Here is a 22,623-nt window from a genome sequence, read left to right as displayed (position 1 = left end):
TCCACCCTGGGACGCGCCCGCAACGTGACAGGTCGCGGCAGGCTGATACGCGACAGGACGACTGCGAGTGACCCTCCTCCCCGACGAGTTTCCGTGCTGGGAGTGCATCCAGACGGGAAACCATGCAGGATGCGAAGTCTGTCGTCCGCCTTTTCGGCAGTGGTCGGCACCCCACTGTTTAACCACAGATCGTGTACATTCACCCGTCAGTTTCGCACAGATGATACTCGGGAGGGTATCTTTTTCGTCCCATATTGGAGAATCGAGTGTAGTGTCCTTAGAATCACGTGGAGATGCCGATGCAGCGTCCCGTCCTGTCGAACCATCGGCAGACGAGAAGATCGATCGCGACGAAGCAGCCGAGGAACTGACCACCGCGATCGAAGAGATCAACGAGGCGGCCGGTGACATCGCCGTGTCCGCCCAGGAAATCAGCGACATGTCTGGCGACCAGGCAGCGAGTCTCACGGAAGTCGCCAGTGAGATGTCGAACTTGAGCGCGACCGTCGAAGAGATCGCTTCGGGGGCAGAGCAGGTGCGCGCGTCCAGTGAAGCCGCCCAGCGGCGGGCCGGTCGCGGGCGCGAGTCCGCCGACGAGGCCATCGAGGCGATGGAGATCGTCGACACGGCTGCCACCGAAGTCGGTGAGGACTTCCAGGTCCTCCAGGAACACGTCGAGGAGATCGACGGCATCATCTCTGTGATCAACGCCATCGCCGACCAGACCAACATGTTGGCGCTGAACGCCAGCATCGAAGCAGCGCGGGCCGGCGACGCCGGGAGAGGGTTTAGCGTCGTCGCCGACGAAGTAAAGAGCCTCGCGGAGGACTCACAGGCGCGGTCGACGGAGATCGAGAACACGGTCGATCGGATCAAGGCGACGACCGCGGAGACGGTGACGAGTCTGGACGAAGCGACCGATCGCATCGACACGGGGACTGACGAAGTGGAGAGTGCCGTCCAGGAACTCCGGGACATCGACGACGCCGTCTCGGAAGTGAAACAGGGTATCGACGAGGTCGCCGACGCCACCGACGACCAGGCGGCGAGCACGCAACAGATCGCGAGCGTCGTCGACGAGACGGCCGACAACGCCGACGAGATCGCCTCTGAAGTCGAGCAGGTTGCCGCCGCGTCGGAGCAACAATCGGCGAAGGTCAACGAACTACGGGAGGTCGAACGGCGGCTCCGGGCAGGAGCGAGTGAGCAGTGACCGAGATGGCCACCGCTCAGGACTCACAGACGCAGAAGATCGAGTTCACGCTCGGCGGGCAGATGTACTGTGTCGACGTTCGCTACGTCACCGAAGTCGCAAACGTCAGGGATATCACGCCCATCCCTGGCGCCTCGGCGCACGTCAAGGGGATGATGGACCTGCGCGGCCGAACGACGTCGATCATCGACCCGAAGATCGTGTTCGATATCGAGGACACGGGCGACGCAGAATCGATTCTCGTCTTCGACCCGGCCGAAGTCGACGACGGTGCGGTCGGCTGGATCGTCAACGAGGTGACCCAGGTCGCCGAAATCGACGAAACCGAAGTCGGTGACGCGTTGGCGGGGAGTAACGACGCCGTCCGTGGGATCCTCCATCGAGACGACGAGTTCGTGATCTGGGTCGATCCAAACGGCATTTCCCTCTGAGAGGGAACGAGTGGCCACCCGTGGCTCACGGATCGGTCACTCTATCGATCAGTTCTCCGGGAGTCGTGTTCACAGTCGTTCGAATACACTGTCGGTCCCGTCGCTCCGAGGAACAGACAGCGGCGCTCGCGTCTTTCTGGGAGACCGACTCGACGCGATGCTGGCCGACGCCGAGGAAACCTGAGAAGCGATCGAAGAAGACGAGACGAGCAGGCTAGTCCTTTGAGCGAACCGTCGTTTTCGCGGTGGGATTCAACGTCGTTTCCGCATTCACACATGAAAGACGAACAATAGTGGGACCGCGAATGACGAACAGGCAGCCGTACGCAACTGATTCATCCGTCAGCGAATGTTAGCGCCCCTCGTTTCTCCCCCGGTATCGGATTAGCATATTCGACCTCCTCGCCGTCACAGAGTTCGTCGAAATCGTCATCGGTGGTAAGCAGGTAGTCGGCGTCATATGACCGCGCGAGTGCAACGACGAACGAGTCGTACACGTCGTGATTTTTCTCCGCGCTGATTTCGTACGCTTCAGCGATCGTTGTCTCAGTGGCACTTACAATCCGGGCAGGGCTCTGCACGAGCGATTGAATCGCGTTGCGTGCCTCGACTGCATCCACTCCGAAATCGCTCGTCATAATATACTGCGCTCGGAACGGGTAGTAATCGAATACGAGCAGGGTATTTGGACCATCGAGGGCCTGCTGAATCCACGGATAGACGTCGTCGTACGCGGGATGATTGTCGGTCAGTCCGATAGCGAGAACGTTTACGTCGGTGAGAATTGCCACCTCTGCCGGAAGAGACGAATCCATCTCGATACCTCACCGATCCATCGGTCCAAAGAGGGCCTCACCCGCGTCGGTGGGCGTCGTGTTCTCCCAGTCGTCCCGATCAGCGGTCGCCGTCTCCAGTTTGGCGCTCGGCTTCGGGTTGACCTCCAGAACGGATCCAACGAGAGTGGCCGGGATCTCGTCGTTCGACTCTATTCCAAGCCGCTCACGAACTTCTTTCGGGAGGGTTACACGCCCTCTATCGTCTACAGTGAGAGTAAGCTGCTCTCCGCGATTCGCTCCCGACGATGTCTTTCCCATCCTCAATCACCTGATTCCCACTAATGTTCTGACATATAAAGTCCTTTCGTCCACGCTACCGTGAGGAACGAGAACGGGGACGGACCTATTTCACGAATCTGGGCGTATTCCGAGCATGCAAACTCCAGACGTCGAAACCCTCGCATCGAAACACCAGTCCCTGACCGACGACCGATGACCGACACCTCCAGCGACTCCGGCGTCCGGGCGTGGATCGACCGCCATCGCCTCGCGTCGTTCGTCGGCATCGCCTACGCGTTCACCTGGGTGATCCAGGGCGCGCTGCTGGTCAGCGGCATGGAGGCGTCGTGGACCCAGTCGATCCTCATCGGTTTCGGTGGGTTCGGGCCACCGGTCGGCGCCGCGGTGGTCATCTGGGCCAGCGGCGGCGACTTTCGGAAGTGGGTCGGCCAGTTCTTCAAATGGCGCATCGGCGCGAAGTGGTGGGCGCTCGCGCTGGGCCTCCCGCTCGTCATCCTGGCCGCGGGGAGCCTGCTGTTCGTCGCGCTCGGCGGTCCAGTCGACCTGGGCGCGTTCCCGTTCCCGGGCATCTACCTGTTCGCGCTGGCCTGGGGGACCGTCTGGGGCGGCGGGCAGGAGGACCTCGGCTGGCGCGGGTTCATGCTCCCGATGCTCCAGGAGACGTACAGCGCCCTGGCCGCGAGCGTCGTCGTCGGCGTCGCGTGGGCCGGCTGGCACCTGCCACTCTTTCTCAACGCGACCACGACGCACGGCAACTGGCCGCTCTCCCAGCAACTGCTCTGGATCGTCTCGATCCTGGCCGGCTCCATCCTCTGGACCTGGATGTACAACAGCACGGGAGGCAGCGTCCTCGCCGTCGCCGTCTTCCACGCGGGCGTCAACGCGATGGGTATCTTCCACCCCGCTGACCTTGAGGCGCTGGCGCCCGGTGGCGTCCCGGACCCGGCGTTGAACCTGCTCGCCGAGGTGACCGGTGCAGTCCCGATGGTCGTCCTCGCACTCGGTATCGTCGCCGCCTACGGGGCCCGGCGGCTGTCGAGTCGCGAATCCCCTGGCCTGGAAGTGGTCGGTCTCGAGCCGGACGGCCCGTCAACCGGCAGCGACTGACGAAGCGATACGCGTCCGCACGGCCGGGCAGCCGCGGACGGATCAAGAGGTATGCGTCGTGGCGACCTAGACACACCATGACCGACGGCAGCGACCGCGGGGAGCCCCCTTCCATCCAGCGGCGCGGGACGAGAGACTACATGCGGGCCGCGGGCCGGCGCAGCGTCGTTCACGGCCTCGTCGAACTCGACGTCACCGAGGCACGACGGCGCATCCGCGACCGGGAAGCGGAGACGGGCGAACGGCTCTCGTTCACCGGGTTCCTCGTGTACTGTCTGGCCCGGGCCATCGACGACCATCCGGCGGTGCACGTCTACCGCGACTGGCGGGGACGCGTCGTCCGGTTCGACGACGTCGACGTGAACGTCCTCGTCGAACGGGAGATCGGCGGCGAGCGCGTCGGCGTCCCGCACGTCGTCAGAGCGGCGAACCGGCGGTCGCTCCGGTCGATCCACGACGATATCCGGGCGGCCCAGACGGAGCCGGGAAAGGGGCGCCAGACCGGGCTCGCCTCGCTGGGCCTCCGGCTCCCCGGCCCGATTCGACGGCAGTTCTGGCGACTCCCACAGCTGTTTCCCCGGTACTGGAAGCGGGTCGCGGGCACCGTCGCCGTGACCGCCATCGGCATGTTCGGCACCGGCGGGGGCTGGGGGATCAGCCCGACCAACTACACGCTCCAGCTGACGGTCGGTGGGATCGACCGGAAGCCGGGCGTCGTCGACGACGAGATCGAACCCCGGGAGTATCTCGACCTCACGGTGACGGTCGACCACGACGTCGTCGACGGTGCGCCCGCAGCCCGGTTCGTCCAGCGGCTCACGGAACTCGTCGAGGCGGCCCACGGGATCGGCGTGGAACCCGAGACGTGAGCCGTGAACGGCGCCGAAACCGGCGCTCGATAGTATCGCGATGCCACCGGCACTCCGAACGCGACGGTCGCGTGTTCACCCACGGACTGGGTCTGCTGACGCGGCCGAAATGGCACCAGTCGACCGCTGCTGACGCGGCCGAGGTGGCACCAGTCGACCAGACCGGACTGCACTGCCCCAGCGGGAGGTTCACACCGGGACGACGGCCGGCATCAGCCGAATGGTAACGCCAGCGTGTCGTCCGGGGGCCACGCGCCGATCACGTCCGCGGCCTCGAGCAACCGCTCTCGACACGCGTCCTCGGTGAGCGCGACTTCGTCGCCGTCCCACACGACGACGTCCATGTCGACCAGCATCGGGAGGTGGATGTGGACCAGTCGGATGCGAGCGCGATGGACCGTCGGCTCACGCACCGCTTCGCGCGGGATCTGGTGGCGCCGGGCGGCCACGGTGCGAGCCAGAGCCGCTTCGCTCACGGGCCCGTCCGTGGTCACCAGTTCGTACAGGAGGATCTGGCGATCCGCGCTTCCCAGCGCTCGAAACACCTCCGTGCCTTCCATACGGCGTCCTCGGTACGGCGTACGCTACCGGGTATCAAAGGAAGCGCGCCTAGGTCCTTTGGATATCGGATGTCGACGGCCAACAGGAGCGACGCGAAGGGCCAGACGGGGATCGACCTCGGTCCCGACCGTCACCGATAGCCGGTGACACCAACCGAGAAGACACTGGCGACGAGACAGAACAGATCCGCACGACGTCGTGTGAGGGCGAAAACGCGCCGTGGGAGAGAAGCGGCCTCCACGGCGGGCGTCAGTGGTGGGTTGGGAAGGTGGGTGGTGCCGGGTTTGGGACGCCGGCGTTCAATCAGAGGGTGTAGTGTGTAATGGTTGTACGCCGACTAACGTGTATAACTTTACAGATTACATTTCGATCGGGAGACGCAGCGGCGACAGCGCGTCTCCCGACGGAGACGCGGTAACGGAGACGTTCGGCGTGGCTTACCAGGTGGGTAAGCCCCCCGCCCACGTCGAGAGAACGGATCCTAGCCGGACACGCGGTGTCGGATCGGATTCTCGCCACACTCGACGCAGGTGAACTCGTCGTCGACCGTCCTGACGACGGGCGCGTTGCAGGCGATGCACTTCAGGGCCGAACTCCGTGCGGGCCGCGGATAGCGTGCCATTAGTCCACCCACAGAGAGAGGCGGAACGGACGTGTAGTTGCGGGATAATATATTAACTCGCGTACGTGTGACGTCATCCGGGAACCGGCTGGGGAGCAACCGATCAGGACGGTAGTCCGAGCGAGCGCGTAGTGAGACCACCGCGGCGGCGAGTTCTGCACGAAGCGTCCTGGCAGGACCCGACCTTCGTTGCGGACCGGTTCACTCGCGCCCGTCCTGACAACACTTTATCGTGTTCGCACTCCAACCTCGAACTATGAGTTCGTTCCTCGTCTGCTACGGTACCGGTGAAGGCCAAACGGCCAGGATAGCCGACCGCATCGTCGACGCACTCGGCGAGCGGGGTCACGACGCGACGGCGGTCGACGCCGACGAAGTGCCGACAGACCTCGACGTCGGCGACTACGACGCGGTGCTGGTCGGGTCGTCCATCCACGCCGGCAAACACCAGTCCGAAGTGGTCGACTTCGTGACGGCGAACCGCGAGGCCCTCGCCGAACGGCCGACCGCCTTCTTCCAGGTGTCGATGTCGTCGGCCACCGAGGAGGGCGCGGCCCAGGCGGCCGGCTACGTCGAGGAGTTCCTCGAGGACACCGGCTGGCATCCGGACCGCATCGCCCAGTTCGGCGGCGCCCTGCGCTTCTCGGAGTTCGGCTTCCTCAAGCGCCTGCTGGTCAGACAGGTCGTGAAGCGGTCGATGCCCGACGTCGACACCAGCGAGGACGTCGAGTTCACCGACTGGCAGGCCGTCGACGACTTCGCGAACGACGTCGCCGCGTTCGTCGAGGGGCGCCTCGGCGTCGCGGCCCCCGACGGCGGCGCGAGCGGGGCGGACGGGCAGTCGGAATGACGGCCAGTCAGGCGCCGGTTCCGCGCTCGTCCGTCGCCGCCTCGGTCGCGGTACTCGCCCTGACGACTCTCGCGGCGGCCGTCGGCCTGTTCGTCCCGGGCTTCTACCGCGACGCGCCGGTGCTCCTCCCGCAGGTGTACGGCCAGGACCTGCTGACGCTGGCCGTCGCCGTCCCGGCATACGCCGTCGCGCTGTTCTACGCGACCCGGGGCTCGCTCCGGGGGTACGTCGCGTGGCTCGGAATAACTGGGTACCTGCTGTACACGTACGCCTCGTACGCGTTCATGACCGCATTTAACGAACTCTACCTGGCGTACGTCGCGCTGCTGTGGCTGACGCTCTACACGTTCGTCGCCGGGATGGCCCGGCTCGACGCCGGACAGCTGAAACGGGCCGTCGGCGAGCGGTCGGTGTGGCCAGCGGTCGCCTTCCAGCTGCTGCTGGTCGTCCTCGTCGGCGGCCTCTGGCTGGCCGAGATACTCCCTGCGACGCTCGCGGGGACGACGCCACCGAGTATTGCGGAGGCGGACCTCCCGACGTCGGCCATCTACTCACTGGATCTGGGCGTCGTCGTACCCGCGTTCGCGCTCTCGGCGTACCGGCTCTGGCGACGCGACCCCTGGGGATACGCCTTCACGGCAGTGCTGCTGGTGAAAGTCGCCACGCTCGGCGGTGCCGTGCTGGCGATGGTCTGGTTCGTGATCCGGGACGGCCAGCCAGTTCCCCTCCCCCAGATCGTCATCTTCGGGACGCTGACACTCCTGAGCCTGGTGCTGGTGACTCGATTCCTGCTCGCGATAGACGGCGAAAAGCGGGTACGTCGGGAGCGGCCGACCTCGGAGACGGCGGGAGAGTAGCGGCCCTGTTCAGCCCAGGATGTACCGCATCCAGGGATAGCGCTCGACGAGCGTCTCGCCGCCCACGTCGTAGTTCTCGATGTAGGCGTCCAGACCCAGGATGCGGCCGGCGCCGAAGGCGGCGACGGCGAGGAACGTGAGCATGTACGCGAAGTCGCCGTTGATGTAGCCGTGACTGATGTCCCAGTTGCCCAGGTAGAACATGAGCATCATGAACGCGCCCCAGAACGCCGCCAGGCGCGTCAGGGCGCCGAAGATGAGGCCGAGGCCGATGAGGACCTCACCCCACGGGACGGCGACGTTCACGAACGCGACGAACGCGTCCGACTGGCCCATCGCCAGGAACAGGTCGGCGGCCGGACTGCCGCTGTTCGGGACGGCACCGGTGAGGTAGCCGGCGGCGCTGAACTCCCCGGACAGCACCTTGCTGAACCCGCTCTGGAAGAACGCGATTCCCATCATCAGCCTGAGCGCGAGGATGAACCAGACGCTCAGCGTGTGTAACCTGCCGCTCGCAGTGAACCCGGCCACCGTGCTCTCTAGTCGGACTTCCTGTGAAGACATGGCGTGGCCAAAGACCACAGTATAGAGCCCCTTAAGTATGACCGCCAAGACGGGTTCGGAGCCGGTCTCCAGGCTCGCTATCGGCCGCCTGGTGGCGATTCCGGTACCCTCGTCGACGGGCCGGTGACGGAGAGGACGCCAGATCGCGGCCGGCCACGGCGCGTCGGCAGATTCCGACTCGCCGTGGCCGGCAGGTTCCCGCCCACCGTGACGGCCTCACTGGGTGAGCAGCCGTCCGACGTGACGGTCTTACTGGGTGAGCAGCCGTCTGAGGACGGCGTGGAGGATGCCACCGTGTTCGACGTAGCTCACGGCGGCCGGCGTGCCGACCTGCGCCGTCACCGGGAACTCCACGGTCGAGCCGTCGTCCCGCTCGGCAACGACGGTCAGCTCGTCCATCACGTCCAGGCCGTCGTCGAGGCCGTGGATCTCGAACACCTCGGACCCGTCGAGGCCGAGCGACTCCCACGAGTCGCCGTCCCGGAACTTGAGCGGCAGGACGCCCATGCCGACGAGGTTGTCCCGGTAGATGCGCTCGTAGCTCTCGGCGATGGTCGCGCGGACGCCCAGCAGGTCGGTCCCCTTCGCCGCCCAGTCGCGGCTGGACCCGGTCCCGAACTCCGCGCCGGCAAGCACCACGAGCGGCGTGCCGTCCTCGCGATAGCGCTGGCTCGCCTCGAACACCGTGGTCTGCTCGCCGGTCGGGTGGTGGATCGTCTCGCCGCCCTCGACGCCGTCGAGCATCTCGTTCTCGATGCGGACGTTGGCGAACGTGCCGCGCATCATGACCTCGTGGTTGCCGCGGCGCGAGCCGTAGGTGTTGAACTCGTGGGGTTCGACGCCGTGGTCGAGCAGCCACTGGCCGGCGGGGAGGTCCGGGCCGAACGGCCCGGCGGGGCTGATGTGGTCCGTCGTCACGGTGTCGCCCAGCGCCAGGAGACAGCGGGCGTCTGCGACGTCCGCGACGCCGGGTTTCTCCAGCGGGAAGTCCTCGAAGAACGGCGGCTCGCGGATGTACGTCGAGTCGTCGTCCCACTCGTACACGTCGCCGGTCGGCGCGTCGAGGGCCGCCCAGCGCTCGTCGCCCTCGAACACCGAGGCGTACTTCTCTGCGAACATCGCCGGCGAGACGCTGTCGTGGATGGCCGCCTGCACCTCCGCGGCGTCCGGCCAGACGTCGTCGAGATAGACTGGCTCGCCGTCGGCGTCGGTCCCCAGCGGCTCGCGTTCGAGGTCGACGTCCATCCGGCCAGCGAGGCCGTAGGCGACGACCAGCGGCGGACTCGCCAGGTAGTTCGCCCGTATCTTCGGGTGGATGCGCGCCTCGAAGTTGCGGTTCCCCGAGAGGACGCTCGTCGTCCAGAGGTCGTGGTCGTCGATGGCCGCCTCGATGGCGTCGGGGAGCGGACCCGCGTTGCCGATACAGGTCGTACAGCCGTACCCGACGACGTCGTAGCCCAGTTCTTCGAGATACGGGAGCAACTCCGACTCTTCGAGGTACTGCGTGACGACGCGGCTGCCCGGTGCGAGGCTCGTCTTCACGTAGTCGGGGACGGTGAGGCCCCGCTCGACGGCGTTACGGGCGAGCAGTCCGGCCGCGATCATCACCGACGGGTTCGAGGTGTTCGTACAGCTCGTGATGGCGCTGACGAGGACGTCACCGTGGCCGATCTCGACCGTCTCACCGTCCAGGTCGACCTCGACGCGCTTCGTGAGCGGCGGCAGTTCCCCGCCGTCGACGGCCTCGTCGGCGGTCGCGTCGGCCGTCACGCCGCCGTCGCTCTCGATACCGCCGTCGGACGCCACGTCGCTGCCAGCGCCGCCCTCACCGAGCCAGCGCTGGAGCGCGTCCTCGTCGACGGCGTCGAGGTCGTCCGCGAACTGTCCGTGGAGCAGGCCGCGGAAGCTCTCTTTCACGTCGCCCATCGGGATGCGGTCCTGCGGGCGCTTGTGTCCCGCGAGGCTGGGTTCGACGGTCGAGAGGTCGAACTCGACGACCTCGGTGTACTCGGGTTCCTGTTCTCCGAACAGCCCCTGGGCCTCAAGATACTCGCGAACGAGGTCGACGTGGTCGGGGTCCCGGCCGGTGAGTTCGAGATACGCCAGGGTCTCCTCGTCGACCGGGAACATGCTGATGGTCGAGCCCTGTTCGGGGGCCATGTTGGCGATCGTCGCCCGGTCGGGCACGGTGAGGTTCCCGACGCCGGGGCCGAAGAACTCGACGAACCGGTCGACGACGCCCACCTCGCGGAGCTGTTCGGTGATGTGGAGCACGAGGTCGGTCGCCGTCGCGCCCTCGGGGAGTTTTCCCTCGAGTCGGACGCCGACGACCTCCGGGAGCTTCATCGTGATGGGCTGGCCGAGCATCGCCGCCTCCGCCTCGATGCCGCCGACGCCCCAGCCGACGACGCCGATGCCGCCGATCATCGGGGTGTGGCTGTCCGTCCCGACGAGCGTGTCGGGCAGGAGCCACTGCTCGCCGTCCCGCTCGCGGGCGTGGACGACGCGCCCGAGGTGTTCGAGGTTGACCTGGTGGACGATGCCCGTCCCCGGCGGGACGACGTTGAAGTTCTCGAAGGCGCCCTGGGCCCACTTGATCGCCCGGTATCGCTCCGCGTTGCGCTCGTACTCCAGGTCGACGTTCTTCTCGTAGGCGTCCTCGGAGCCGAAGTAGTCGACCTGGACGCTGTGGTCGATAACCAGGTCGCAGGGGACCTCCGGTTCGACGAGCGTCGGGTCCCGGCCCTCGCGCTCGACGGCCGACCGGAGCGCCGCCAGGTCGACGACGGCCGGAACGCCGGTCAGGTCCTGCAGGACGACCCGCGACGGCCCGAACGGGAGTTCGGTGTCGGGGACGTCGGGCTCCCAGGCGGCCGCGTTCCGGACGTCGTCCTCGGTGATCGTCTCCCCGTCGGCGTTCCGGAGGACGGACTCCAGGAGGATCCGGATACTCACCGGCAGGTCGTCGAGGTCGCACAGGCCCTCGTCTTCGAGGACCGTGAGGTCCGCCATCCGGTAGGTCGTTCCGTCGACGTCGAGTTCGCGAACCGCGTCGAATGGTACTTCAGTCACAATGTGTGGAAGTTCGTACCAGGGCGATATCAATGACGCCCCCAATCTCACGCGCCGAGAACCGTTCGTGTGCGGGAGAACCGTTCGTATGCGGGCAACGAGGCGCAGGGGTCCGGGCGGTCCGCTAGTCCCGGTCGATGACGCTCGTTCGCTGGGTGACCGGGTCGACGTAGACGACGGACGACGAGTCGTCGCTCTCGGCGTCGACGACCCAGACGCTGACCTGACGCTCGACGCCGGTGACGGTCGCGTCGAGGCCGTCCCGTTCGAGCGCGGCGGCCGCGAGCTCCCGCGCCTCCTCTTTCGAGTCGACCGTGACGTCCGTCTCCCCGAGGCGGACGGTCATCACGGGACAGGTCGCGTTGCGGACGATGCGCTCGGCGACGCTGCCGATGACGCGTCGTTTGATCCCGGTCCGGCCGTGGGTCCCCGCGACGATCAGGTCGGCGTCGATATCGTCCGCGTACGCGACGATAGACTCGGCGGGGTCTCCCTCTTCGATGGCCGTGGTCACGTCGACGCCGTGGGCCTCGGCCATCTGCTCGATGCGTTCGAGGGCGCGCTTGCCCTCCGTCTCGAGTGCGTCCTCGCCGGAGAGCCCCTCGACGAGGCCGCGGAGGTCCTCGTCGACGACGTGGAGGACGTGTATCGTGGCGCCGTACTGCTGGGCGAGGTCGATCGCCTGCAGGGCGACGTGGGCCGTGCCGGCGCTCCCGTCGGTCGGGAAGAGGATCCGTTCGTACATAGAGAACTCAACGTTCTCCGGGGGTAAGAAAGCAGGCCTCCGCCGGTGGGTGGCGACGTGGCGAGCACGAGCGAACCGCGACTAGTCCCCCGGGCGGGCGTCGGTGCGCGGCGACACGCCGGGGAGACCCGGGACGGAGAGGTCGACCCGGCGGAGCAACTGCGCGTTGACGGCGACGATCACCGTCGAGAGCGACATCAACAGCGCGCCGACGGCCGGCGAGAGCAGGATCCCGATGGGCGCCAGCACGCCCGCGGCCAGCGGGATGGCGAAGACGTTGTACCCGGCAGCCCAGACGATGTTCTCCTGCATCTTCCGGTAGCTGGCCCGGCTCAGCTTGACCAGCCGGACGACGTCCATCGGGTCGTTCTGGACGAGGACGACGTCGGCCGACTGGACGGCGACGTCGGTGCCGCTCCCGATGGCGATCCCGACGTCGGCCCGGGCCAGCGCGGGCGCGTCGTTGACCCCGTCGCCGACCATCGCCACCAGTTTGCCCTGGTCCTGGAGTTCCCGAATCTTGCCGTCCTTGTCCTCCGGGAGCACCTCGGCGAACACCGTGTCGATCCCCAGTTCGTCGGCCACCGCGCTGGCCACGTCCTGCGAGTCGCCGGTGAGCATCGCCACCTCCACGCCCAGATCGTGGAGCGCGTCGACGACCCGGAAACTCGACTCGCGGACGACGTCGGCCATCGCGAACGCCGCTATCGGCTCACCCGCCCGTAGTAGATACACCACGGTCTGGGCGTTCTCGCCGGCCTCGTCGGCGAACCTCTGCAACTCGTCGGGAACGTCGCTGTCGAGCTGGTCGAGCAGGTTCGGGCCACCAACGAAGAGCTCGTCACCGTGGACAGTGGCGCGGACGCCCCGGCCCTTGATCGCCTCGAAGTCGCTCGCGTCCGGGACTTCGACCCCGCGTTCGGCGGCAGCTTCGCGGATAGCGCGGGCGATCATGTGCTCCGAGTCGCCCTCGACGGCGGCGGCCAGCGCGAACGCCTCGTCCTCGTCGACGCCGTCGACGGTCGCCGTCCCGACGACGCCGTGTTCGCCCTCGGTCAGCGTCCCGGTCTTGTCGAAGACGACGGTGTCGAGGTTGCGGGCCTGCTCCATGGCGGCCCGGTCGCGGACGAGCATCCCGTTGCGGGCCGCCAGCGAGGTGTTGATGGCGACGACGAGCGGGATGGCCAGCCCCAGCGCGTGCGGGCAGGCGATGACGAGGACGGTGACCACGCGCTCGACGACGGCGGCGTCGAACGACGTCGCGACGGTCCAGCCGACGGCGGTGACGGCCGCGGCCCCCAGCGCGACGTAGAACAGCCACCCCGCGGCCCGGTCGGCCAGGACCTGCGTCTTGGACTCGCTGCCCTGGGCCTCCTCGACGAGGCGCACGATGCCAGCGAGCGTCGAGTCGTCGCCGACCGCGTCGACCCGCACCCGGAGGCTCCCGTCGCCGTTGGTCGTGCCCCCGATGACCTCGTCGCCTGGCTCCTTCGAGACTGGCCTCGACTCGCCGGTGATCATCGCCTCGTTCACGTCGGAGTCGCCCTCCTCGACGACGCCGTCTGCGGGCACGTTCGCGCCGGGGCGGACGAGCACCAGGTCCCCTTCAGAGAGGTCGCTCACGGGCACCTCCTCCGTCTCGCCCGACCCGGTGATCCGCTCGGCGGTGTCGGGCAGCAGCTTCGCGAGTTCGTCGAGCGCGCTGGAGGCCCTGCGGACCGAGCGCATCTCGATCCAGTGGCCCAGCAACATGATGTCGATCAGCGTCACGAGTTCCCAGAAGAACGCCGACTGGGTCGGGTAGACCACGCTCGCCAGGCTGTAGGCGAAGGCGACGAGGATGGCCATCGAGATGAGCGTCATCATCCCCGGCGACCGGTCCTTCAGCTCGGGCGCCGCCATCCGGAGGAACGGGACGCCACCGTACGCGAAGACGACCACTGCGAAGACCGGATTGATCCACTCGCTGCCGGGGAACGCCGGGACGGAGAAGCCGAGCCACGCCTGCAGGGTCTCGCTGTACAACAGGACGGGGATGGACAGCAGCGTCGAGACGAAGAAGCGCCGGCGGAACAGCTGTTCGTGGCCCTCGTGCATGCCGCCGTGGCCATCGCCGTGGCCGTCGTGGTCCGCGTGGTCGCCGTAGCGCTCACCGTGACCGTCGTGCTCCGCGTGGTCGCCGTCTCCGCCGTGGCCCATCGCGTGGGCTGACCGCTCGTGGACTTCCCGCCCGGCCTCGTCGGCGTCCGCCTCGTCTTCGAGCATCGACTGTTCGACCCTGGATTCGGCGTCTCGTCCGTCGGCGGTCTCGCCAGGGTCGTGCCGATGGGAGTCGTCCGGTGGCGAGTCTCCGTCGTCGGCAGAACGGTCGTCCATACTGTCTCTTGCCTGACCGTACGGTGTCGAGAGTGATGGATGTATGGGCGAGGAGGTCTCCCCGGCCCCACTGAGAGCCGAGGCGCGGGTGCGGACCGTCACCGAGACGCGAGGCGGAAGCCCGCAGCGTCAGTCGCTGGAGGACCCCGACGCACCACCCGGCCACTGCCGTTCGTCGGACGTGACGAGCCCCAGCAGCATCCGTCGACGGTCGTCGAGCGCGTCGACCGACCGCCTGAATTCCTGGTCGGAGACCGTCGGGATGCCCGCGTCGCGCAGGGCGGAGATCTCCGGGTCGGGCGGGGCCTGGTCCGCCGGTTCGACGAAGGCGCTGTCGAGCGTGTCCAGGTAGCTCTGCACGCTCGATCTCGCCCCGGCGAGAGCCAGCGGAGCACGTCGGTGCCGTTCGGGGACGCCGAACCGGAGGAGCGTGAGCGCCTCGTCGAAGACGGCGATGCTCCGGGCCGGTGCCCGGCTGGCCTGTGGACTGTAGAAGTAGTGGAGAACCGGGTACGCCTTGTGGTTCGACACGAGGGTGTCGAGCTCCGAGGAAAGCGCGTTCAACGTGACCCCCAGGCCCCGGAACTCGTCGCCGTCCCAGCTCGTCTCGAGGATATCGGTACTCCGGTCACCGAGACCGCTGATACCGCTCGCGAACGCGCGCTTCTGGGTGACGGCGCCGAGGACGGAGAGGACGTAGGTGACGCTCAGGGTGACAAAGAGCATTCCGCTCCCGGTGGTCAGGGCCGTCACGACCTGCCAGACCCCGTCCCGCGGCGTGAAATCGCCGTTGCCCATCGTGAACACCGAGTAGCCGACGAAGTAGAACCGCTCGACCCAGGAGATCGGCCCTGCGTCGCGCGTGTCGAAGAGGGCGTTCTCACCGCCGGCGAAGAGAACGGTCCAGCCGGCCCAGAGGAGCGCGATCCACGTCGCGAGACTGGCGACGAGGACGAGGGGCCCAGCGAGGGAGAGTACCCGCGGCCTGTCGGCTGCAACCGCCCGGATCGCCTTCCAGGTCCACGACATCAGTCGCGTCGTGAGCGGGCCGGCCCCGCCCTCCACCCACAGCGTCGTCCACAGCAGATCCGCCGTGACGACCGTGAGGACGAGCACACCGAGAACGAGATACGTGGCCTCCATGCGGCTACCTCCGGCGGTGTGAGCCGCGCTGGCGGTCAGGCGTCGTCGTGACTCCTCGCTCGCTCGCGGGACTGGTCGGGGCGGTCGACGCCAGTGATGACACGGGCATAGTATCCTGTTGGATCGCCAACCAGAAGTCCCCGGCGGTGGAGGGACCGGGAGCCCGGTCACGGTCGGGGCCACCTACGGGGAACCGCCACGGAACCGTCCGACGACGACGGCGGGATCGCCGTCCCGCGCCGGCGACGCGAGACGGTTCGACCGCGTTCGATCCGCGCCAGGTCGGCGTCCAGCGAAACTCACTCCACTCGTTCGTCGAGGTGGCGGGCCAGGCCACGGCCGATGGCCTCCATCCCGGCGTCGCCCGGGTGGAGGAGGTCAGCGGCCAGCCCGGATATCTCCATCAGTTCGGGCCCCTCGACGATGGAGAGGTTGTCGTGGGGCGACTCGGCGACGATGGAGCGCAGCGACTCGCGGTAGGCCGCGGCGTGGTCGGCGTCGCCCGAGTCGACGAGGTCGTCGAAGTAGGGGAACAGCGTCACGCAGGCGATCGGCTTCTCCGGGTGCGCCGCTGCGATGGTGTTCACGAACGTCTCGGCGCGGTCGTGGAACACCGCGGGGTCGAAGCCGCCGGTGTTGGCCATGTTGACCGAGAGCGCGAGCGTCGCGACGTCCCAGTCCCCGCGACTGGCGATGTACTCGGCCATCGCCGCCTCGCAGTAGGCGGACCCGGAACTCCCGAAGTTCAGCGCGTCGAAGCCACAGTCGCGGGCGACGTGGGTGACGTAGTCCGTGTGGGGCGCCGACGCCGCGGCGCCCTCGGTGATCGACGTCCCGTAGGCGAGGTACCGGTGGGCGGGCAGTTCGTCGGCCGTCGGCGGGCGACAGGCGCCCGCGACGTCGTGAATCGCCGCGGCCGTCCGGCGATCGAAGCGGATCCGGCAGACGCGAGGGTCGAACCAGCCCGTCCCGTCGCTCGCGGGGAGTTCCCGGAGTCGCTCGGGGACGGTGAACGTGAGCGTCTGCGGTTCGGGGCCGATCTCGGTCGGCTCCCACGGCTGGAACTCGCCCCAGAACTCGCGGACGTGCGTGGGCTCGACCGCAGAGATGGTGACCTCGATCTCTGCCGCCTCCTCGGTGGGGACGAACCGGACCTCGCTCCCGGTGGGGTGGCGAACTCGGTCGCTGGCCATCTCGTTCAGTTCCGCGCCGACGTCGGCCGGGACGCGACAGAGCCTGTCACCGGCCGCGTCCCACTCGGCGGGCACTGTCTCCGCGACGTTGTGCAACGAAACCGACGGATACACCTCCCCCGTCATCTAAATCGGATTACCAGTCGGGGACCGCCCACATGGTTCTGTTGGAAACAGGCCGTCTCGCACTTGCTGAAGTCGACCTGGCGTCGGCTCACACCGGTCCCGTGCCGGGAATTCTTTCGGAGGGGTTATCTGTTACAACACCAAGTGTAAAACGCTGGTACACGCACAAGTACTGGCATGGGACGCCCCGGCCGTCGATAGCCACCCACCCCCAATCCACCCCACAGGCCATCGTACCGGGGCCTTTTCGACGCTCACAACCGCGACGTGTTCGTGAGCGCGTGGTCGACACTGTTTGCCCGGCCAGCCACGGTGACGACGGGAGATCACAGGGACCGTTTTCCGACCCAGAAGTTCGGCATCGGCGTTCTTTACCACGGACGTTCCAGGGTCACACGCCAGCACAACTGGCAATGGGCCCCCTGGGAGTCCCCGCATAGCCTCTGACACTGCTATCGTCGGTCTCTTCCCGGGGTTTTTCGGCGACGGCATCGAGCAGCCAGCACGTCCCGCGTGTTCACGTCGACGAGACTCCGCTCGAACCCGCGCGACGTGATCGCTTCCTCGTCGATACTGACCGTCTCGAGCCGGTCGTAGAGCGACTGGAGGCTCGTTTGTCCAGCGGCGATCGCCGCTCGCACTGCTCGACGGGCACGGCGAGTCCCCAGAACCGCCTGCGCCGGCTGGATATCCTCACCCTGGGAGGGCACGGCCGCGTCGGCGTCGCGGGCCGCGCGCTCCTCGCGGAGGAAGGAGAGGAACGCCGGGTCGACGAACGGCATGTCGCAGGCGACGAGGACGGTCTCGGGTGCGTCGTGGACGGCGAGGGCGCCGGCGAGGCCGACGAGCGGTCCCTCGTCGGGGACGGCGTCGACGGCGAACGCGACCGGGACGTCGCAGTCGGCCAGCACCGTCGCGAACTCCTCTCGCTGGCCGGCGCGGCAGTTCACGACGACGGCGTCGGTGACCCGGCCGACCCGGTCGACGACCCGGCGGAGCATCGGCGTGCCGTCGACGGGAGCCAGCGCCTTGTCCCGCTCGCCGAATCGCGTCGAGTAGCCGCCGGCGAGGACGACGCCGGCGGCCGGGGAGCGGTCGGTCACTGGTGGACGGCCCGGAGGACCCACTGGTCGACGCCGTGGCGCTGGACGTCGAAGGCCGAGAACACGTCGGCCGGCTCACCCGTTCCGTCGACGAGTTCGACGAGAAACTCGCCCGCCGGCGCCGGGTCCCTGTCGCTCACCAGGACGAAGGGCTCACCGGGCGCTCGTTCCTCGAAACCCTCGCGGACCAGGTCGAACCGGCGTTCCGGCGGCTGTCCCCGGAGGTCGACGGCGTCGTCCGGGACGTCGATGCGGTCGTACTCGGCGACGGCCTCGCGGACCTCGCGGGCCAGGTCGACGAACGCGTCGGGGGCGTCGCCGGGCGTCGGCCGGCGCTGGAGGTCGTGGGAGAAGGGGAGTTCGGCGAGTATCGGCACGTCGAGGGCCTCGGCGACGTCGCCCCGCGGGAACAGGTCGTGTTCGCGGCCACACTCGCAGGCGAAGTGGTCCATGTTCACGACGGCGCCCAGCACCGGGACGCCGTTCTCCTCGAAGAGTGAGAGACTGCGGCGGGTGTCCTCGACGCTCGTGTGGAACGGCGTCGTGACGAAGACGACGCCGTCGACGGGCACCTCCTGGAGCGTCGTCAGCGCGACGTCGCCGGTGCCGGGGGGCAGGTCGACGACCAGCACCTCGGGGTCGTCCCAGGCAGTCGTCTCGAACAGCTCCGTCAGCGCGTCGTGGACCATCGCACCGCGCCAGGCCAGCGGCCCCTCGCCCTCGGTCATGAGGCCGACGCTCATCACCTGCAGCGGCCCGGCGGTGACCGGGACGGCGCGGTCGTCCGCGTCGGCGCGGATCGGTCCCTCGACGCCGAGCAGCGACGGGACGTTCGGCCCGTACACGTCGGCGTCGAACAGCGCGGCGTCCGTCTCGCCGGCCAGCGCACAGGCCAGCTGGGTCGCGACGGTGGACTTGCCGACGCCGCCCTTCGTGCTCGCCACCGCGACGACGGTGTCCACCTCGGCCATTCCGACCGGGTCGTCCAGCGAGGGGGTCGACGCCGGCTCGACGTGGGCGCCCTCGACGCCGTCGACGTCCGAGACGGCGGCCAGGACGGCCCGGGTGACGCCGGTGCCGGCCTCCGGGCCGAACTCCTCCAGTGCCACCTCGACGACGACGTCCCCGTCGTCCACGTCGATGGCCTCGACGAGACCGGCCTCGAACACATTCATCTCCATCCGCGGGTCCTCGACCCGGCGGAGCGCCGATTCGACCTGTTCGGACAGCTGTGTGTCTGGGACTGACATCTCAGAGGTCGGGGGTTCGGTTGAGGAGCGACTCGCCCGGCAGCGACGCCGTCTCCTCGGAGAGGGCGCCGCGGAACGACCGCCGGAAGCGGGCCGGGTCCTCGTCGAGGGCGTTGCCCGCGGTGATCCGGACGACGTCGCTGTCGTCCTCGACCGCGACGCGGCGGAGCGTCTCGCGGGCGGCGTCGCCGTCGATCCCGGCGAGCATGTGGGCCGCCCACTCGCGGACTCGCTCGCTGGGGTCCTCGACGGCGTCGGTCAGGACGTCCTCGGCGTCCTGGCCGCGGTGTTTGAACAGCGATATCAGCGCGTTCCGACGGACCGCGTGGTGGTCGTCGTCGAGCGCCTCGACCATCCGCTCGGCGTGGGCCGCGCGGTCGAGGCGGTCCAGCGTCACGACCGCTTCGGCGCGGACCCAAGGGTCGTCGTCCCTGGTGACCGCCAGCGCGCCCCGCTCGGCGATCTCGCCGCCGACCTTGCCCAGCGACTCGACGGCGAACTGCCGGACGTCTTCGTCCTCGTCGGTTTGAGCGACGCCGGCCAGCGTCTCGGCCACGCGGTCGCCCGGGGTCTCGGTCTCCCCAAGCGCGAGCGCCGCCCGTCGGCGCTCGACGTGGTCGCCGTCGAGCAACTGGTCCAGGAGGTCGGCCTGCGGGTGGTCCTCGACCGGGTCGGTGTCGCTGGCCATCAGCTCCTCCGGCGTCGCCTCGCCGATGGTGACCCCCGGGCGGCTCACCTCGATGTCCGCGAGGCCGTCCGGGTCGACGCCGAACCCCGGGCTCTTCTCGGGGTCGAGTTGCGGGTCCGGCGGCCCGTCCTCGTGGTCGTGGCCGTCGCCGCCGCCGTCACATGGCATCGGCGTCACCCCCGGTAGTCCGTGAATCGACCGCGTCGAGCACCAGGCTCGCGCCCAGCACGACGGCCAGCGCGCGCGGGACGGTCGCGGGGACGCCCGCAGCGAGCAGGAGAGCACCACCGACCGCGACGGCCGTCCGCCCGGTCGAGACGCCGCTGGCGACGGTCGCGACGGCGCCGCCGACGCCCGCAGCCAGGAGCACGAGTGGCGGGTCGATGGCGGCGCCGACGACGAGGACGCTCGCGCTCGTGACGAATGGCGCCGACAGCGTCACGGCGACGACTCCGAGGGCTGCGGCGGCACCGACCAGCAGCGACCCGAGAGACGGCCGGACGACGAGCGGCGTCGCGGCGAGGGCGCCCAGCGTCACGACCGTCCCGAACGTGCGCGCGCTCGCGTGGAGGACGCCCATGCCCCCACCGAGCGAGAGCGCGAGCGCGACGACGAACCCACCGGCGACGATAGTGGGCCCCGGAGTCAGGTCCGCCCACGGAACCAGCGCCAGGACGCCTGCGGCGAGGACGACGCCCGCGGCGGGGACCGACACCGCGCCCGTGACGGCCGTCAGCAGGGTGAACGTCCCCGCGACGACGAGCGCGACCCACTCCCGGTCGGTCGGGGCGGCGACGCCCATCGCGACGGCGGCGAGTGCGGGCGCGACGATCGCGAGAGTGGTCGCCAGTTCGAACGCCGTCGGGCCCGCGAGCACCGCGGCGTCGATCGGGGCGTTGCGAACGAGGCGCACCAGCGCTATCGAGGCGCCCCCGAGCAGAGCGACGATGCCGGCGGCCTGCCGTACCTCACTCCGGCTCCGGCCGGCGACCTCTCGCGACGTGCGGGCGTGGCCCCGGGCCCGTTCGGCGTTCCCCGCCATCTCACTCGCCCTCCACGCGGTCGGCCAGGTCCCGCCGGTCCGCGGCCGTGAAGGCGTCGAGCAGTTTCACGAGCGGCCCGTAGGCGCCGATCTCCGGCTCGTCGGCCATCGCGTCGGCCATGCCCTCCGTGATAACCCGGAGGTGCCTGTCGAGCAGGTCCAGCCGCGCCGCGGGGGCACCGTCGTCGGCGACCGCGGCACGGCGGGCCAGGTAGCCCGCGAATTCCAGCTGGTACCGGAGGTGGTCGTGGTGGTCCCGGACCGACTGGTCGACCTCCAGCCCGTAGAAGTCGTAGGCGCGCAGCAGGTCCAGGTTGACGTCGGTCCAGGAGACGTCCGAGCGGTAGGAGGACTCGTACAGCGGGACCGGCGGCGCCGTCGAGGACTCGGTGCCGTCGGTCCGGTCCTCGACCTCGGTGAAGCTCACCACGAACAGGTCGTTGTACCGGGCACAGAGGGTATCGTAGTCGTCCTCTGTCCGGAGGGCGGCCGGGCCGGAGTCGGCCGCGTCGTCATCGTCGACCGCGTCGCTCTCGTCCGGATCGAACCCGTCCACGTCCAGCGTCGTCCGGTCGAGCAGCGACGCGACGGAGTCGGCGAACTCCCCGGTCGCGAGCGCGTCGTACAGGTCGTCGTCCGGGTGGGTGAACGCCCGCGCGAGCAGGGCGTACAGCGTCCCCCGGGCGCCGCTGTCGACGTCCAGGTCGTCCCGGTCGATGGTCGGTGCCAGGTCGGCGTCGTCGGCTGTGTTGGCTGTCATCGGTGAGTCCTCCGTCAGGTTCGGCGCACCCCGAGCGTCGTCGCGACGATGACCGTGGCGATGGCGAGACCGGCGATCACCCAGAGGATGGTCTCGTAGGGCGGGCCCTGCGCGCCCGGGCCGAAGGGGAAGTACTGCCACTCGCTGACGGCCTTCTGGCCCGAGCGCTCCGCGTTCGACCCGTTCCAGACCGCGATGGCCACGTCGACGTCGCGCTCGCCCTCGATCGTCGTGCGATTCGCCCCCGCGTCGTCGACCCGCAGGTCGCGGTCGAACACGACGTGCCAGGTGCCGTTCTCGTAGCTCGCGTTCGTGTCGAGCGCCGTGTCGGGGATGGTCGTCGTCGTCCCCGGGCCGGCGGCCTGCAGTTCCTGGGTCGTGTTCGGCGCCGACCAGTACCAGACGTTCACCTGCGAGCGCTCGCTCCCCATCGCGATGCCCGGGTGGGTGCTCGTGTCCGCGGGCAACTGGAGCGCCGCGGCGTCCCAGAACGTGTTGACCCCCGGCGTCCGGTTCTCGGCCTGTGGCGTGACGGCGTCGGCGGTCGCGTCGTCCCACGAGAGCCGGACGATCAGCGACCCGTCCGTGCGCGCGGCGCGGACCGACACCTCGTCGACGGACGTGTCGTTGGCGTTCGGGACGGAGCTCGGCGCGCTCGCCATCGCGACGTCGACCTCGGGGACCTCCTCCCACGCGTTGGCGGTCGGGGCCGACAGCGACGCGGCGTCGGGCGGGTCGTCCTCGACCGGAATCTCGTTCGCCGGGCGGGCGGTGCCGAACGTCGGCGCTATCGCGGCGACCACGACGAGCGCCAGGGCGAACAGCACGGTGCGGCTGACCGGGCCGTCGTCGCCCGTCACGGCCCGGTCACCTCCGTCGCCGGCCAGCGCGTTCGGGAGCGGTCAGCCATTAAACACCGGGAGACTCGCGCCGCTCGACTCCCGGGCTCGACTTCGCTCGCTATCGCTCGCATCA

22 protein-coding genes are annotated in these 22,623 nt (G+C 68.7%); 6 read left to right on the top strand and 16 right to left on the bottom strand.

All coding sequences use genetic code 11. The features are described from left to right. Positions 1-271 precede the first annotated feature (271 nt). Both BM337_RS01705 and BM337_RS01700 read left to right on the top strand, forming a co-directional pair. The gene (locus BM337_RS01705) at positions 272-1,213 is read left to right on the top strand and encodes a methyl-accepting chemotaxis protein (protein ID WP_245778582.1); all 942 of its coding nucleotides are present in this window, start codon (positions 272-274) and stop codon (positions 1,211-1,213) included. Between the two features lie 5 nt (positions 1,214-1,218). Continuing rightward, positions 1,219-1,644 (top strand): chemotaxis protein CheW, encoded by a 426-nt coding sequence (locus tag BM337_RS01700; protein ID WP_089815505.1) that lies wholly within the window; start codon positions 1,219-1,221, stop codon positions 1,642-1,644. A 335-nt stretch (positions 1,645-1,979) separates the two neighbouring features. Here the strand turns inward: BM337_RS01700 and BM337_RS01695 are convergent, their stop codons facing one another. Beyond that, positions 1,980-2,459, bottom strand: coding sequence for a type II toxin-antitoxin system VapC family toxin (locus BM337_RS01695; RefSeq protein WP_089813302.1), 480 nt, complete (start codon positions 2,457-2,459; stop codon positions 1,980-1,982). Between the two features lie 9 nt (positions 2,460-2,468). Beyond that, on the bottom strand, positions 2,469-2,738 hold the full coding sequence (locus BM337_RS01690) for an AbrB/MazE/SpoVT family DNA-binding domain-containing protein (RefSeq protein ID WP_089813300.1): 270 nt from the start codon (positions 2,736-2,738) through the stop codon (positions 2,469-2,471). 174 nt (positions 2,739-2,912) lie between these two features. Here BM337_RS01690 and BM337_RS01685 point away from each other — a divergent pair, with 174 nt between their 5' ends. Together BM337_RS01685 and BM337_RS01680 are read left to right on the top strand one after the other, a co-directional pair. Beyond that, the gene (locus tag BM337_RS01685) at positions 2,913-3,827 is read left to right on the top strand and encodes a CPBP family intramembrane glutamic endopeptidase (protein ID WP_089813298.1); all 915 of its coding nucleotides are present in this window, start codon (positions 2,913-2,915) and stop codon (positions 3,825-3,827) included. Positions 3,828-3,904: 77 nt separating this feature from the next. Next, on the top strand, positions 3,905-4,696 hold the full coding sequence (locus BM337_RS01680) for a 2-oxo acid dehydrogenase subunit E2 (RefSeq protein ID WP_089813296.1): 792 nt from the start codon (positions 3,905-3,907) through the stop codon (positions 4,694-4,696). A 212-nt stretch (positions 4,697-4,908) separates the two neighbouring features. On the opposite strand, the gene BM337_RS01675 is transcribed toward BM337_RS01680, so the two are convergent. Together BM337_RS01675 and BM337_RS20880 are read right to left on the bottom strand one after the other, a co-directional pair. Beyond that, a complete protein-coding gene (locus BM337_RS01675; RefSeq protein WP_089813294.1) occupies positions 4,909-5,256 on the bottom strand; it encodes a DUF7344 domain-containing protein in 348 nt (115 codons plus the stop codon). A 482-nt stretch (positions 5,257-5,738) separates the two neighbouring features. Further along, positions 5,739-5,879, bottom strand: a complete 141-nt coding sequence (locus BM337_RS20880; RefSeq protein WP_177227104.1) for a hypothetical protein — start codon at positions 5,877-5,879, stop codon at positions 5,739-5,741. Positions 5,880-6,135: 256 nt separating this feature from the next. Between BM337_RS20880 and BM337_RS01670 the strand changes: the two genes are divergently transcribed. Continuing rightward, a complete protein-coding gene (locus tag BM337_RS01670) occupies positions 6,136-6,729 on the top strand; it encodes a flavodoxin domain-containing protein (RefSeq protein ID WP_089813292.1) in 594 nt (197 codons plus the stop codon). Continuing rightward, on the top strand, positions 6,726-7,586 hold the full coding sequence (locus BM337_RS01665) for a hypothetical protein (protein ID WP_089813290.1): 861 nt from the start codon (positions 6,726-6,728) through the stop codon (positions 7,584-7,586). Before BM337_RS01670 ends, BM337_RS01665 begins: the two co-directional genes overlap by 4 nt. A gap of 9 nt (positions 7,587-7,595) precedes the next feature. Here the strand turns inward: BM337_RS01665 and BM337_RS01660 are convergent, their stop codons facing one another. From BM337_RS01660 to BM337_RS01605, 12 genes are all read right to left on the bottom strand, one after another. Beyond that, positions 7,596-8,150, bottom strand: a complete 555-nt coding sequence (locus BM337_RS01660) for a DoxX family protein (protein WP_089813288.1) — start codon at positions 8,148-8,150, stop codon at positions 7,596-7,598. A 249-nt stretch (positions 8,151-8,399) separates the two neighbouring features. Beyond that, entirely contained in the window at positions 8,400-11,162 is a 2,763-nt protein-coding gene (locus BM337_RS01655; RefSeq protein ID WP_394327761.1) for an aconitate hydratase, read from the bottom strand. Positions 11,163-11,346: 184 nt separating this feature from the next. Further along, the gene (locus BM337_RS01650) at positions 11,347-11,967 is read right to left on the bottom strand and encodes a universal stress protein (RefSeq protein WP_089813286.1); all 621 of its coding nucleotides are present in this window, start codon (positions 11,965-11,967) and stop codon (positions 11,347-11,349) included. 81 nt (positions 11,968-12,048) lie between these two features. After that, the gene (locus BM337_RS01645; RefSeq protein ID WP_089813283.1) at positions 12,049-14,343 is read right to left on the bottom strand and encodes a heavy metal translocating P-type ATPase; all 2,295 of its coding nucleotides are present in this window, start codon (positions 14,341-14,343) and stop codon (positions 12,049-12,051) included. A gap of 129 nt (positions 14,344-14,472) precedes the next feature. Then, the gene (locus BM337_RS01640) at positions 14,473-15,486 is read right to left on the bottom strand and encodes a potassium channel family protein (RefSeq protein WP_089813281.1); all 1,014 of its coding nucleotides are present in this window, start codon (positions 15,484-15,486) and stop codon (positions 14,473-14,475) included. Positions 15,487-15,785: 299 nt separating this feature from the next. Further along, positions 15,786-16,805 (bottom strand): SGNH/GDSL hydrolase family protein, encoded by a 1,020-nt coding sequence (locus BM337_RS01635; protein WP_089813279.1) that lies wholly within the window; start codon positions 16,803-16,805, stop codon positions 15,786-15,788. A gap of 452 nt (positions 16,806-17,257) precedes the next feature. Beyond that, positions 17,258-17,908: a molybdenum cofactor guanylyltransferase gene (mobA, locus tag BM337_RS01630; protein ID WP_177227103.1), complete on the bottom strand. Its 651-nt coding sequence runs from the start codon at positions 17,906-17,908 to the stop codon at positions 17,258-17,260. Further along, on the bottom strand, positions 17,905-19,158 hold the full coding sequence (locus BM337_RS01625) for a P-loop NTPase (RefSeq protein WP_089813275.1): 1,254 nt from the start codon (positions 19,156-19,158) through the stop codon (positions 17,905-17,907). The genes mobA and BM337_RS01625 overlap by 4 nt, the downstream gene beginning before the upstream one ends. Position 19,159: 1 nt before the next feature. Continuing rightward, the gene (locus tag BM337_RS01620; RefSeq protein ID WP_089813272.1) at positions 19,160-20,014 is read right to left on the bottom strand and encodes a HEAT repeat domain-containing protein; all 855 of its coding nucleotides are present in this window, start codon (positions 20,012-20,014) and stop codon (positions 19,160-19,162) included. Then, on the bottom strand, positions 20,004-20,888 hold the full coding sequence (locus BM337_RS01615) for a DUF8068 family protein (RefSeq protein ID WP_089813270.1): 885 nt from the start codon (positions 20,886-20,888) through the stop codon (positions 20,004-20,006). The genes BM337_RS01620 and BM337_RS01615 overlap by 11 nt, the downstream gene beginning before the upstream one ends. Position 20,889: 1 nt before the next feature. Beyond that, on the bottom strand, positions 20,890-21,648 hold the full coding sequence (locus BM337_RS01610) for a molecular chaperone TorD family protein (protein WP_089813268.1): 759 nt from the start codon (positions 21,646-21,648) through the stop codon (positions 20,890-20,892). Between the two features lie 14 nt (positions 21,649-21,662). Next, entirely contained in the window at positions 21,663-22,508 is an 846-nt protein-coding gene (locus BM337_RS01605) for an ethylbenzene dehydrogenase-related protein (protein ID WP_089813266.1), read from the bottom strand. Between the last annotated feature and the right edge of the window lie 115 nt (positions 22,509-22,623).

The organism is Halomicrobium zhouii, from assembly GCF_900114435.1.
In the GTDB taxonomy this organism is placed as follows: domain Archaea; phylum Halobacteriota; class Halobacteria; order Halobacteriales; family Haloarculaceae; genus Halomicrobium; species Halomicrobium zhouii.
Note: the sequence above shows the minus strand (reverse complement) of the source record. Positions and strands in the feature narration are given on the sequence as shown.